Annotated in this window: 14 protein-coding genes; all 14 read right to left on the bottom strand. The window is 44.3% G+C overall.

Annotated features, from left to right (window positions below; all coding sequences use genetic code 11):
* Positions 1-8 precede the first annotated feature (8 nt).
* The 14 genes from spoIIAB to ansA all read right to left on the bottom strand — a co-directional run bounded on the left by spoIIAB (position 9) and on the right by ansA (position 12,618).
* Positions 9-449, bottom strand: coding sequence for an anti-sigma F factor (spoIIAB, locus tag JMN17_RS03100; RefSeq protein ID WP_087990602.1), 441 nt, complete (start codon positions 447-449; stop codon positions 9-11).
* A complete protein-coding gene (gene spoIIAA / locus JMN17_RS03095; RefSeq protein ID WP_087990603.1) occupies positions 446-799 on the bottom strand; it encodes an anti-sigma F factor antagonist in 354 nt (117 codons plus the stop codon). The genes spoIIAB and spoIIAA overlap by 4 nt, the downstream gene beginning before the upstream one ends.
* Before the next feature lie 95 nt (positions 800-894).
* Positions 895-2,064 carry a D-alanyl-D-alanine carboxypeptidase DacF gene (gene dacF, locus JMN17_RS03090; protein ID WP_202327324.1) on the bottom strand — a complete coding sequence of 390 codons (1,170 nt, stop codon included), beginning with the start codon at positions 2,062-2,064 and terminating at the stop codon, positions 895-897.
* A gap of 153 nt (positions 2,065-2,217) precedes the next feature.
* A complete protein-coding gene (locus tag JMN17_RS03085; protein ID WP_087990605.1) occupies positions 2,218-3,033 on the bottom strand; it encodes a purine-nucleoside phosphorylase in 816 nt (271 codons plus the stop codon).
* Between the two features lie 12 nt (positions 3,034-3,045).
* Positions 3,046-4,230: a phosphopentomutase gene (gene deoB, locus JMN17_RS03080; RefSeq protein WP_202327317.1), complete on the bottom strand. Its 1,185-nt coding sequence runs from the start codon at positions 4,228-4,230 to the stop codon at positions 3,046-3,048.
* Between the two features lie 161 nt (positions 4,231-4,391).
* Positions 4,392-5,282, bottom strand: a complete 891-nt coding sequence (gene xerD, locus JMN17_RS03075; RefSeq protein ID WP_087990607.1) for a site-specific tyrosine recombinase XerD — start codon at positions 5,280-5,282, stop codon at positions 4,392-4,394.
* Positions 5,283-5,289: 7 nt separating this feature from the next.
* The gene (locus JMN17_RS03070; RefSeq protein WP_003223970.1) at positions 5,290-5,517 is read right to left on the bottom strand and encodes a YqzK family protein; all 228 of its coding nucleotides are present in this window, start codon (positions 5,515-5,517) and stop codon (positions 5,290-5,292) included.
* A 124-nt stretch (positions 5,518-5,641) separates the two neighbouring features.
* Positions 5,642-6,091, bottom strand: a complete 450-nt coding sequence (gene fur / locus JMN17_RS03065) for a ferric iron uptake transcriptional regulator (RefSeq protein ID WP_010328189.1) — start codon at positions 6,089-6,091, stop codon at positions 5,642-5,644.
* A 112-nt stretch (positions 6,092-6,203) separates the two neighbouring features.
* A complete protein-coding gene (gene spoIIM, locus JMN17_RS03060; protein ID WP_202327315.1) occupies positions 6,204-6,848 on the bottom strand; it encodes a stage II sporulation protein M in 645 nt (214 codons plus the stop codon).
* 101 nt (positions 6,849-6,949) lie between these two features.
* Positions 6,950-7,165, bottom strand: coding sequence for a hypothetical protein (locus JMN17_RS03055; RefSeq protein ID WP_087990609.1), 216 nt, complete (start codon positions 7,163-7,165; stop codon positions 6,950-6,952).
* A 103-nt stretch (positions 7,166-7,268) separates the two neighbouring features.
* Entirely contained in the window at positions 7,269-8,588 is a 1,320-nt protein-coding gene (locus tag JMN17_RS03050) for an NAD-dependent malic enzyme (protein WP_087990610.1), read from the bottom strand.
* 17 nt (positions 8,589-8,605) lie between these two features.
* Positions 8,606-10,012, bottom strand: coding sequence for a malate-H+/Na+-lactate antiporter MleN (gene mleN / locus JMN17_RS03045; RefSeq protein WP_087990611.1), 1,407 nt, complete (start codon positions 10,010-10,012; stop codon positions 8,606-8,608).
* 143 nt (positions 10,013-10,155) lie between these two features.
* Complete coding sequence (gene aspA / locus JMN17_RS03040) at positions 10,156-11,583, bottom strand: aspartate ammonia-lyase (RefSeq protein ID WP_087990612.1); 1,428 nt, start codon at positions 11,581-11,583, stop codon at positions 10,156-10,158.
* A 45-nt stretch (positions 11,584-11,628) separates the two neighbouring features.
* Positions 11,629-12,618: an asparaginase gene (gene ansA / locus JMN17_RS03035; RefSeq protein ID WP_202327305.1), complete on the bottom strand. Its 990-nt coding sequence runs from the start codon at positions 12,616-12,618 to the stop codon at positions 11,629-11,631.
* Positions 12,619-12,760 lie beyond the last annotated feature (142 nt).

Below are 12,760 nucleotides of genomic sequence, written 5' to 3'. Positions count from 1 at the left end.
AAATCTCCTTAATTACAAAGCGCTTTGCTTTTTGATAAGTGCTTTGTTAAGCGAATCGTTGTTCCCATCTCAGGCGAGGAATCGATACTGACATCATCCATGAAATTTTCCATAATGGTAAAGCCCATTCCAGATCGCTCAAGTTCAGGCTTAGTCGTGAATAAAGGCTGGCGGGCTTCGTCAAGATCTGTAATGCCCATGCCTTCATCACGAATGGTCATATATACGACATGATCTTCCAGCGTCACTGAGATGTAAACTTTCCCGTCACAGTTCTCTTCATATCCATGGATAATGGCATTCGTTACAGCCTCTGACACGACTGTTTTGATTTCGGTCAGTTCGTCCATAGTCGGGTCTAGCTGGGCAATAAATGAAGCAACTGTCACACGAGCGAACGATTCATTCTGGCTGAGGGCAGAAAATTCAAGATGCATTTCATTTTTCATGATGCCACCCCCAGTGTCAGCAGCGCCTTCTGCTCAGATTGTTCAAATCTGATAATTTTAAACAGGCCCGACATATCAAACAGCCGCTTTACCGCAGGGGAGATAGCGCAAACGACCATTTCCCCGCCAGTTTGCTTAATTTGCTTGTATCTTCCTAAAATGACGCCAAGCCCCGAGCTGTCCATAAAGGAAAGGTCCTCCAAGTTCAGTACGATGTGGCAAATATCATCCTTCTCCAGTGATTGAGTCACTTTGTGTTTCAGGGTTTCAGCCGTATGGTGATCGAGTTCGCCTGTTAATCGAATACAAAGCACAGATTCTTTGACATGCATGTCAATTCCAAGGCTCATGCTCATTCCTCCTTGATATGATCGGATAATGAGTGTTTCGATTTCGACGGAATAAATTCCTTCACCGTGACAAAACTAGTGGTCATTCGGCATAATTACTTAAATTTTGTCCAGTCTCCCATCGTCCGCTTCAAGAATGTTAAGAAACCGGCTTTCTTCATATCTTCTTTAGCAGCAACAGGACTTTCAGCAAGCACTTCTCCATCCTTTTTCAGAACGAGTGTGCCAAGCTCCTGGCCTTTTTGAATCGGAGCACTTACATTGTCATTCATTTTGATTTCTTTTTTCACATTTTTCATATCCTCGCCTTTTTTCGTCAATATTGAAATCGGCTCAGAAGTAGTGAGTTCGATAAATGTTTGTTTTCCTTTTTTGACCTTTACTTTTGCTACTATTTCATTTCGTTTATATAAAGGATGTGTTTCGTATTGACTAAAAGCGAAATCAAGCATCTTTGTGACTTGCGCGTTTCTTTCTTTAGGTGTACTCGCCCCGAACACAACCGCAATGGCCCGCATGTTTCCTTTTTTAGCCGAAGCTGTCAGACAATATTTCGCCTCTCCTGTATAGCCCGTTTTCACGCCGTCTACACCATGGTAAAATTTAATAAGCCGATTCGTGTTGACGAGCCAAAACTTTTTATCTGTATTTTCCCGCAGGTAATCCTCATACGTGCCTGTAAATTTCGTGATTGATTCGTATTTCAATAATTCCTTAGCCATGATTGCCATGTCATAAGCAGAGCTGTAATGGCCCTCCTCGGTCAGTCCGGTCGGGTTTTTAAAAGATGTGTTTTTCAAGCCCAGCTCTTTTGCTTTTTTGTTCATCTTGTTTACAAATTCTTCTTCAGAGCCGGAAATAAATTCAGCCATCGCTACGGAAGCGTCATTTCCCGAAGCGATTGCGATGCCTTTCAGCATTTCTTTGACAGTCATTTCCTCACCGGGCTCGAGGAAAATTTGAGATCCGCCCATTGAAGCCGCATGCTCACTTGTCCGGACCTTATCATTCATTTTGATTTTGCCTTCATCTAAAGCTTCCATAATTAAAAGCATCGTCATAATTTTCGTCATGCTTGCGGGAGCCAGTCTCTCATTGCTGTTCTTGTTGTAAAGCACTTTTCCCGTGTCACGTTCTATCAGCACCGCAGACTTCGCTTCATGAGCAAGCTCCGATGTGCCTTTTCCGTCTTGTTTTGCAAATGCAGACGGTGCAAATGTAAGCAGCATGATACCAATCAACAAAGTGGATAAAAGACGTTTCATCTCAAAAGCCCTCCATTTCATAATCTTTTTTATTTTTTCCAAGCGGGATGGTTTTATACGCCACTGATGGAAAATGTTTCGTATCTTTTTTGGGCATAAAAAAAGACAGCTGCGTCATATCAGACACAGCTGTCTTTTGATCTTACTATTGTTTTATTCGTATTGAGCGACGACTGCTTTTACGAGCTGCAAGAATCCTGCTTTTACTTTTTCCGTCACTTCCATTACTTCAGCATGACTTAAAGGCTGATCCAGAATTCCGGCTGCCGCGTTAGAGATGCAGGAAATGCCAAGGACACGCATTCCGGCATGATTAGCCACAATAACTTCCGGAACAGTGGACATGCCGACTGCGTCAGAGCCCATTGTTCTTAAGAAACGGACTTCTGCCGGTGTTTCGTAAGAAGGTCCTGTCACAGCGGTATACACGCCTTTTTGGATCGGAATGTTAAGGTTTTTCGCAACCTTTTCAGCCAAGCCGGATAGATCTTTGTCATAGGCTGAAGACATATCTGGAAATCTGGCGCCGAAATCGGCTTCGTTTGGCCCGATTAACGGATTTGTTCCCATAAAATTGATATGATCGGTAATGATCATTAAGTCTCCCGCACGGAATTCAGTGTTGACGCCGCCAGCGGCGTTTGTCACGATCAATGCTTCCACGCCGAGCGCTTTCATCACACGTACAGGGAAAGTGACTTTCTCCATTGAATAGCCTTCATAAAAATGAAAACGGCCCTGCATCGCAATGACGGAAACTCCTTCAAGGGTGCCAAGCACAAGCTGGCCGGCATGTCCTTCAACAGTAGATACCGGGAATTCTGGTATGTCTTCATATTTCAGTTTGACCGGATTTTCGATTTCGTCTGCCAAAATACCAAGACCAGATCCTAAAATAAGGCCGATCTTTGGAGATTCCGGCAGTTTTTGCTTAATAAAAGCGGCTGCGCGTTCGATTCTGTCTTTCAAGAAACAGTCCCCCTATTGTAATGAAGATAAAAAGCTTTTTCCGTATTTCGGTTTATTCGCTTGGAAATTATCAGCGATCGTCGCGCCGATATCAGCAAATGTATCTGCAAGCGGCAGCATTTGCACGTTCTTATGTTTTTTGCTGTAAGCGAGAATCGGCACATACTCGCGTGTATGGTCGGTTCCGTGATGAACCGGATCGTTGCCGTGGTCGGCTGTAATGATTAACAAATCGTCTTCTTTCATTTTCTCAAATACTTCCGGAAGCCGCGCATCAAATTCTTCAAGCGCGCGTCCGTAGCCTTCCGGATCGCGGCGGTGTCCGAATAAGGCGTCAAAATCAACAAGGTTCGCAAAGCTCAAACCTGTAAAGTCTTCTCCCAGCGTGTCGATCACCTTGTCCATTCCATCCATATTGGAAACTGTTCTCCGTGAAGAAGTAATGCCTTCTCCGTCATAGATATCAGAGATTTTTCCGATTGAGATCACATCTAAGCCGCTGTCTTTCAATTCGTTCATGACAGTGCGGTCAAACGGCTTAAGCGCATAGTCATGACGGTTTGGTGTCCGTTTGAATTGTCCCGGCTCTCCGACGAACGGCCGTGCGATAATGCGGCCTACCATATACTTCGGATCAAGCGTCAGCTCTCGCGCCGTTTCACAAATACGGTACAGCTCCTCAAGCGGCACAACCTCTTCGTGAGCGGCAATTTGCAGAACAGAGTCAGCAGATGTGTATACAATTAAAGCCCCTGTCTCCATGTGCTCTTGGCCAAGTTCATCCAAAATCGCTGTGCCGGAAGCCGGCTTGTTTCCAATAATTTTGCGTCCAGATCTCTTTTCCAGCTCTTGAAGCAGTTCATCAGGAAAACCTTCCGGGAACACTTTAAACGGTTTATCAATATACAAGCCCATGATCTCCCAATGGCCGGTCATGGTATCTTTACCGTTAGACGCTTCTTGCATTTTTCCATAATACGCAAGCGGATGTTCTGTTTTTTCCACACCTTTGATATCTCCGATGAGACCAAGGCCGAGTTTTGCCATATTCGGCATATGTAATCCATTCATATGCTCGGCAATATGCCCGAGCGTATTGGCGCCTTCGTCATTAAAGTCAGCGGCGTCCGGCGCTTCGCCGATTCCGACTGAGTCCATCACAATTAAAAACACACGATTATATTTGTATGCAGGCATCTTGAAAGCCTCCTTTTTTTCTATACGTCTATTGTATCGCTAAGAGGTCTGACAACTCAAGTATAAACCGTTTTCATTCCCGTTGACAATGAATTCGGAAATAATGAGAAACTTCAATATTTTCTGTCGCGCTAAACAAAAAAGCCGCAGCCCCCCTGCGGCTAGGCGCGCGGATGAAACTGCTTGTACACATCCTTCAGCCTTGTTTTCGTCACATGCGTATAAATTTGCGTCGTGGATATATCCGCATGGCCGAGCATTTCCTGCACCGCTCTAAGATCAGCCCCGTTCTCAAGCAGATGCGTCGCAAAGGAATGCCTGAGTGTATGCGGGGTCAGCTCTTTTTTGATTCCGGCTTCAAGGGCGATTTTCTTTAGGTTTTTCCAAAACCCCTGACGGCTGATTTGCTTGCCGTGATGATTTAAAAAGAGGGCGTCAGACACTTTGTTTTTCAGTAGTTTCCCCCTGGCTTTCGTCATATATTCCTCAATGGCGGAAGCGGCAGCTTCACCGATTGGCACAATCCGTTCTTTTCTTCCTTTCCCGAAGCAGCGGACAAAACCCATGGATAGATGAACATCTGCCGTTTTCAATTCTATCATTTCACTGACTCGTATGCCTGTTGCATAAAGCAGCTCCAGCATCGCTTTATCCCGATAGCCGAAAGGGCTCGTCAGTTTAGGCGTGTCCAATAATCGCTCGACCTCATTAAGCGCGAGCACCTTCGGAAGCGCCCGTTCGGTCTTTTGTGTTTCGATATGAACGGAAGGATCCTTGTCCGTCACCTTTTCCCTGAGCAGAAATTGGTGAAAAGAGCGAATGGATGCCAAATGCCTCGCTGATGTCTTGCCGGATTTCCCCGAGTCCTTCAAATGCTTTAAATATTGGATAATATGTATGCGGGTTACGTGATTCCAATCTGTAACATGAAGGGTTTCTGTTACATAGAGAGAATAGCTTTTCAGGTCCCGTTCATAGGATACCACCGTGTTTTGTGAAAGCCCTCTCTCTACCATGACGTAGTGGATGAAATCCTTTATTTGATCTTTCACTCTAGATCTACTCCCCGTTTTGGTAAAAAAAGATCAACCGGTCGAACCATCCGCCTTTTTCATCCTGATCCATTTCAACAACTTTTACAGCGGAGCCTTCCGGTTTATCGTACCGATGATAGTTTTCATATTCTTGATTCACCCATATCATAGCATAATAGAACAGAGCGGTAAAACCGGTAAACAGGATGAAAACTTTCAATGCATCGAGAGCTGTTTTCAGGAATCTTCCCATGTCTTAATCGATCCTTTCCCTATGGTTCCAGTTATTTAAACCATATGCCAAATCAGAAAGGTTTTATACATAGAAACAGCAAAAAACCCTTTCCCCGTGAGAAAAGGTTCGCGCTCGGCATCGTCTATTCAGTTTCTGTTCCGTTACAGCGGTGGCAAATGCCGTGAAACGTCAATCTATGATCTTTAATCTTAAATTTCCAATCACGTTCAATGATTTCTTCCACGTCTTCAAGCAAATCTTCTTCAATTTCATCAACGGCTCCGCACTCCATACACACCAAGTGATGATGAAAGTGAGCTGCGCCCTCTTTCCGTAGGTCGTAACGGGACACGCCGTCTCCAAAGTTAATTTTATCAACGACTTTTAATTCAGTTAATAATTCAAGCGTACGGTATACTGTTGCGAGACCGATCTCAGGAGATTTCTCTTTTACGAGGAGGTATACGTCTTCTGCGCTTAAATGGTCTTCTTCGTTTTCAAGCAGCACTCTTACTGTCGCTTCACGCTGAGGCGTAAGTTTGTAGCTGGATGAGTGCAGTTGTTTCTTAATTCGATCAATACGGTTTTCCATGTCTTTCCCTCCTACGCCGCATTCCATGACTCATTATAACAAAATACGCGCAGAGTTCCAACTATAATTATTATAAACTGATAAATAAAATGTTTTTCTTTTAATAATCATTTTAAAAAAGTCTCAATGTAAGCTTTTCCATTAACACAGGAGATAAATATGCTTCAAAGAGAGATGAGATCAGTGCTAAAAACAGAATGACCAGAAGCACGAGGGCATATTGGCCGAACCACTGAATCGGCGCATCATGCAGGCTTCGTTTAACGAACAGCTGCCTGATTAACTTTAATGAAAACGCAATTGCACATGTGCCCATAATGAGATAAGCCGGAATTAGCAGTACATTTTGCGGCAAAACGGAGACAAAGGATAAGAAAAAACCGCTGATTCCCATCTGATTGACGAGAAATCCGACAGTAAAGCCGACAACAATTCCTTTCAGAAAGATCATGATGAAAATAATCGGCATCCCAATGACGGAAATCCCCAATATCCACATCAGCCCTAAATATTTTACATTATGAAAGATACTTTGCCCAAACATATCGGATGAACTTGCCTGTTTTCCATCCGAAAGCTGTCCGAAAAATTGGCTTAAATAGTAATATAAATCTTCTTTCTGGCTGATGGTCATGCTGTTGACAATAATCGCCCCAAAAATGACACCCATGAAAAACAGGACTGAGACAAATATATAAAGAGAGAGATGATCTTTGACATGTCTGAGAAAGATGTCCTTATAAGAAATTTTTCGCATTCCGTTTCCTCCCGCCCGCTCTAGTGATTTGATTTAATAGATTGTATGAAAGAAACGGAAAAACATGCCCTTTTTCAAAAAGGAACGCTAGGAGAAGAATGCTAGGCGGCTTTTTTGGGCACAAAAAAACCCTTATCATCAACTGATATATGATCATAAGGATTCTTGGGCTTTCTTGTATTCAACATCTCTTTTTTGCTTTTCGTCATTCTTTCATGTGTACTGAAGGATGGTGTGCTGCCTCTTGATAATAAGACGTCACGTCCGCCGTTTCTCAGCAAATGCTCCCGCTTCTTTTTCGCTCGGCTTTTTGCCATGCTAATCACTCCCTTATTGATTTTCATAGCAATTATAGCAAAAAAATGAACTCATGATGGAAAAAAAGCAGCACCTTGTATGCCAGGTGCTGCTTTACTTCATTTATTTCACTGCTGTAAGAGCTGCTCGCTCGACCGCAGCTGCTACCTCATGATGGACTTTTGAGTCAAGCGGCTGAGGAACCACATCGCCTTGCTTTGTGCAGGCTGCGATGGCCTCTGCTGCAGCGACAAGCATATCATGATTAATCTCCTTGCTTTTTGCGTTGAGCGCCCCTCTGAAAATACCCGGGAAGCCAAGCACATTATTAACAGAACGCCCGTCAGCTGCATATGCGGCGCCAGCCTGCAGCGCGGCCTCCGGCTCAATTTCCGGCTTCGGATTCGATAAAGCCAAAATCACCTGGCCAGAACGTACAAATGCTGGTTTAATTAACCCGGGAACTCCGGTTGTGGCAATGATAATATCGCATGTTTCCATGAGCTCCTCGATGCTGGCAGCTGCCTGTCCGCCATATTGTTCGAGACGGTTCATCGCTTCCTCAGATTTGTCTGTTCCGTATACAGCTTTTACGCCATAGGCCATAAACATCCGGCAGATAGCCACGCCTGCTGCGCCCAGACCGATTTGCCCCACCTTCGCTTCTTTCAGGTCAACACCCGCGCTCCTGCATGCCGAGATGGCAGCAGCCAGCGTCACAACAGCTGTACCGTGCTGATCATCGTGCATAACAGGGATGTTCAGCTCCTCTTTTAGGCGGTCCTCGATTTCGAAGCAATGCGGCGAGCCGATATCCTCAAGCAAGATGCCGTTAAAACCTGGTGAAATATGTTTTACTGTTTTGATGATCTCTTCAGGATCACTCGTATCAAGCAATATCGGTATGCCGCTGATACCCGCCAGCTGATCAAACAAAGCAGCCTTTCCTTCCATGACAGGCATGCCTGCCACAGAGCCGATATTCCCAAGACCGAGAATTGCCGTTCCATCCGTTACAATCGCGACAGAATTGCTGATTGTTGTATAAATAGAAGCTTTTTCGGGGTCTTTTTCGATCAGCCTGCACACGTCTGCAACACCTGGTGTATAGACACGCCCGAGCTCTGCCAGTGAGCGGATCGGCATTTTGCTTTTCATTTGGATTTTTCCGCCTTCATGTGCGGACAGGACTTCATCAGATACGGTGTGAAGCCTGATCCCTTCTCCCAGGCCCTGTACAGCCGCGATCACTTCCTGAAGCTGTTCTTCATTCTCCACTTGAACGGTAATATTCCGCATTGTGTAATTGGGTCCGACTTTTACTGTCTCCACTTCACCAATATCCCCGCCCAGAAGGCCGATTGCCGTCGCTACCCTTCCAAGATTTCCGGGAACCGAAGGCGTTTCAATCATCAGTGTCCGAATCATGTGTTTCGCTATCATTCAGTGATCCTCCCCAATTAGCCTAGTTTTTCGGCTTTAGCTGTATTGTTTTTTGTATACCATATAAATTTTCCTGTATAACCATAGATAATAGCAAGACCTATTGCAACAAAACTGAGCCACATAAACGGCAGATAGGCGAAGGTAGAAACCCCTAAAATACCAGCCATGTAAATACCGTTATCAGACCAAGGGACCATACCTGACGTTAATGTTCCCCCCACCTCTGAGTTACGGGATAGCACCCTTCTGTCTAGATTCAATCGATCATAACTGTTTTCCATAATCTTCGGTGTCAAAATAAGAGATACATACATCGCACAGCCGAAGATGTTCGCTAAAAATGCTACAATCAGCGTAGATATAGTGACGTTGCCCGGTGATGTTAATTTCTTTTCAAACATAGAGACGATCACTTTTAAGACGCCAAGCTTTTCAAGCAGCCCGCCAAATCCGAGACCAAAGATAATGACGACAAGGGAACCGAGCATTCCGACGATGCCTCCGCGATTTAACAGGCCGTTCAAGAATTCAACATCTGTTTTAATAGAGAAGCCGTTGTAGGCAGTTGCAATCGCATCCGCTGGATTCATGCCTTGGAAAACAACAGCCCAGATAGCGCCAAGCAAAGCGCCAATTACGATAACCGGCATTGACGGCTTTTTCATCGCCAATAAGACGATGACGACAACAGCCGGGATCAGCATCCAAATATGAATGTCAAACGTATTTTGCAAAGAAGATTTCAAAAATTCAACTTTATCAAGATCAATATTTTTCCCGCCGTACATAAAACCGGTAATTGTAAAGAGGATTGCCGTAATCACATAAGCTGGCACAGATAAAAAGAGCATGGCTCTGACGTGGTCTAAGACGTCCACTTTCGCTAGTGAAGATGCGAGAACTGTGCTGTCTGAAAGAGGTGACAGCTTGTCCCCGAAATAAGCGCCTGAAAGAATAGCGCCCGCTACAAGAGGAAGCGGAAGGCCTAATCCTTCTCCAATTGCGATCATGGCAATACCGGCAGTCCCGACTGTTCCCCACGACGTACCTGTTGCTACAGACATAATGGAACAAATAATTAACGTTGCAAGTAAAAAGATACTAGGATGAATAAATTCTAAACCATAGTAAATCAGAGTCGGTACGATCCCTCCGGCGATCCATGTTCCAATAAGTGCTCCTACTGAAACAAGAATCAGAACAGCTTCAAGACCGTTTGATATACCATACAGAATGGCATTCTGCATATCTTTATAAGAATAACCGAGTCTGATACCGAGAATCATTGCGATAAACCAGGAAATGAAAAGCGCAAGCTGTATCGGCAAGTCTAAAAAGACTGTAAACGACATGACAAGTGCTAAAAATGATCCTAGAACAATAATTATTTCGAATAATGTTGGCAGTCTTACATCCTTCAAAAGAAGTCCCCCTTCATGTAAAAAGCTAAAACGCTTTCAATAAATAGTGCAATACACGTATACTATACTTCCTCATCCCTATGTTGTAAACAGCTTATTCATCCGATTATCCGGAGATGAATAAGCTGTATTTTGTTCAAATTTTATTTTTCTAATAGTTCTTTCCCTGCAATCCCTGGTTTTGTCATCTCATACGGGTTTAAAATAGTATCCAATTCTTCCTCTGTCAGCACATCATGCTGCAGGCAAAGATCACGGACTGATTGGCCTGTCATAATGGCTTCCCGGGCAATTCGGGCTGCCGCTTCATATCCAAGATGCGGATTGACTGCAGTGATCACACCTGCGCTTTTTTCCACGTACTGTTTCAAGCGTTTTTCATTGGCCTCGATGCCTTTTAAACAATTGTCAGTGAACGAACGGAAGCCGTTGTTCATGATGCTGATGGATTGAAGCAAATTAAAGACAAGCACGGGCTCCATCACGTTCAATTCAAGCTGGCCGGCTTCTGAAGCAAGGCAGATTGTATTATCGTTTCCGATGACCTGAAACGCAATTTGGTTGATCAGCTCTGCCATAACCGGATTGACTTTACCCGGCATAATGGATGACCCCGGCTGACGTGCAGGCAGAGAAATTTCCGCAAGTCCGGCGCGCGGGCCTGATGCCATTAAGCGAAGATCGTTTGCGATCTTAGACATGTTCATCATGCAGACCTTTAATGCTGCTGACACCTCTGTATAAGCATCCGTATTTTGTGTGGCATCAACAAGATGATCAGCGCCGACAAGAGGAAGCCCGCTAATATCAGCAAGATGCTTCACTACCTGTTTGATATATTCTGGATCTGCGTTCAGGCCTGTGCCGACAGCAGTTGCGCCCATGTTGACCTCATACAGGTGCTGGCGTGATTGCTTGATTCGTTTGATATCACGCTCCAGAACGCGGCTGTACGCTTCGAATTCCTGGCCGAGACGAATCGGAACAGCATCTTGAAGGTGTGTCCGCCCCATTTTAATAACAGAATCAAATTCCTGTGCTTTTTGTTTGAACACACTATGCATATCTTCCATTGTTTTCAACAGTTTTTCTAAAAGATTCAACGTGGAAATATGAATAGCAGTCGGGAACACATCGTTGGTTGACTGTGACATATTCACATGTGTGTTTGGGCTTAAATGGATATAATCGCCCTTTTTATGTCCCATAATTTCGAGCGCCCGGTTTCCGATCACCTCATTTGCATTCATATTCATAGAAGTTCCGGCACCGCCCTGAATCGGATCGACGATAAACTGATCGTGCCATCTGCCTTCCAGAATCTCGCCAGCGGCTTGTACGATAGCTTGGCCAATTCCTTCATACAGCCGTTTCACGTCCATATTGGCAAGAGCCGCAGCTTTTTTTACGATCGCCAGCGCGTTAATCATTTCTTCATGGATCTTGTATCCCGTAATCGGAAAGTTTTCAGAAGCACGGAGCGTCTGAATTCCGTAATAAACATCCGCTTCAATTTGTTTTTCCCCAAGGAAGTCTTTTTCCACACGGTATTCTTTTTGGCCGTTTAACATAATCTTTAACCTACTTTCTCTTTGGTGGTTATCGTTTTTGACCTTTTAGAGGACAACGTCATCAGCAATCGGCGTTTCCATAATTCTCTTGACGACAGCAAGATCCGAAGACTGGCCGAGTGCCCACATTAATTTTGGCACGATTGCTTCTGTGTTCATATTTCTGGATCGGATAATTAAATCTTGGTTGACTCTGCGGCCGACTTCGTAAATGCTCATGTCTTCGCCTTCTTCCAGACATTGAGTTGTGATGACGACGACGATTCCGCTTTCGATCAGCTCATTCACTTTCGACAAAATGTCTCTGCCTTCAAACGGCACGCCTCCGCTGCCGTAACTTTCAATGACGATTCCTTTGAAGATGCTTTTTAAGGCATCAAACATTTCAGGCTTTAAGCCCGGATGCAGCTTCAGCAGACATACATCTGTGCATAGTGAAGTATCAACTTTAAAGGTGTCGTTCTCAGGTTCCGTTACTTGTTTGTTGTATTCGATCCCGTCTTCATTGATAAAAGCGATATATGGGTAATTGATGCTTTCAAATGCGTCGTAGCTTTTCGTTCTTAATTTGATCGCACGTGTTCCTTGGATGACTCTGCCGTCAAACACAACATAAACGCCGCCCACACCTTCACAGGCAAAGCGAATGGCGTCTGTGATATTTTTTTTGGCGTCCGTTTTTTGAAACGTGATTGGAATCTGCGAGCCAGTGATCACAATCGGTTTATTGGCATGCTGCAGCATATACGATAATGCGGCAGATGTATAGGCCATTGTATCTGTACCGTGAGTAATAACAAACCCGTCATAGGCATCATAATTTTCCTTAACAGCTTGTGCTATTTCCACCCAGTATTCAGGCTGCATATTGGTGCTGTCTATATTCATAAGCGACTGAGTTTCCATCGTGTAATCGTTATCAAGTTTTGATACGTAACTTAATAATTCATCAGCCTTGACCCCGGGAGCCAGCCCATTTTCCCCTTCAACTGAAGCAATCGTTCCCCCAGTTGTCAACATCAATAATTTTTTCATACCATGCACCTCTTCACTGTATCTAAAGATGGGTTGCGAGAAGTATTCGCTTTTCGCATACTTTTAATGCCATTATAGACACGGAAAATAAAATACGCAAGACATTATTATTCAATTCGCGTACACTTCCTAATACCTATAT

The organism is Bacillus sp. RHFS10, assembly GCF_016757475.1.
In the GTDB taxonomy this organism is placed as follows: domain Bacteria; phylum Bacillota; class Bacilli; order Bacillales; family Bacillaceae; genus Bacillus; species Bacillus subtilis_G.
Note: the sequence above shows the minus strand (reverse complement) of the source record. Positions and strands in the feature narration are given on the sequence as shown.

Excerpts from the sequence above, each read along its gene's own strand:
- spoIIAB (WP_087990602.1), bottom strand. The coding sequence starts at position 449 with ATGAAAAATGAAATGCATCTTGAATTTTCTGCCCTCAGCCAGAATGAA.
- aspA (WP_087990612.1), bottom strand. The coding sequence starts at position 11,583 with ATGTTAAACGGCCAAAAAGAATACCGTGTGGAAAAAGACTTCCTTGGG.
- deoB (WP_202327317.1), bottom strand. The coding sequence starts at position 4,230 with ATGCCTGCATACAAATATAATCGTGTGTTTTTAATTGTGATGGACTCA.
- spoIIAA (WP_087990603.1), bottom strand. The coding sequence starts at position 799 with ATGAGCCTTGGAATTGACATGCATGTCAAAGAATCTGTGCTTTGTATT.
- JMN17_RS03070 (WP_003223970.1), bottom strand. The coding sequence starts at position 5,517 with ATGGGAAGATTCCTGAAAACAGCTCTCGATGCATTGAAAGTTTTCATC.
- ansA (WP_202327305.1), bottom strand. The coding sequence starts at position 12,618 with ATGAAAAAATTATTGATGTTGACAACTGGGGGAACGATTGCTTCAGTT.
- JMN17_RS03055 (WP_087990609.1), bottom strand. The coding sequence starts at position 7,165 with ATGGCAAAAAGCCGAGCGAAAAAGAAGCGGGAGCATTTGCTGAGAAAC.
- fur (WP_010328189.1), bottom strand. The coding sequence starts at position 6,091 with ATGGAAAACCGTATTGATCGAATTAAGAAACAACTGCACTCATCCAGC.
- dacF (WP_202327324.1), bottom strand. The coding sequence starts at position 2,064 with ATGAAACGTCTTTTATCCACTTTGTTGATTGGTATCATGCTGCTTACA.
- spoIIM (WP_202327315.1), bottom strand. The coding sequence starts at position 6,848 with ATGCGAAAAATTTCTTATAAGGACATCTTTCTCAGACATGTCAAAGAT.
- JMN17_RS03050 (WP_087990610.1), bottom strand. The coding sequence starts at position 8,588 with ATGATAGCGAAACACATGATTCGGACACTGATGATTGAAACGCCTTCG.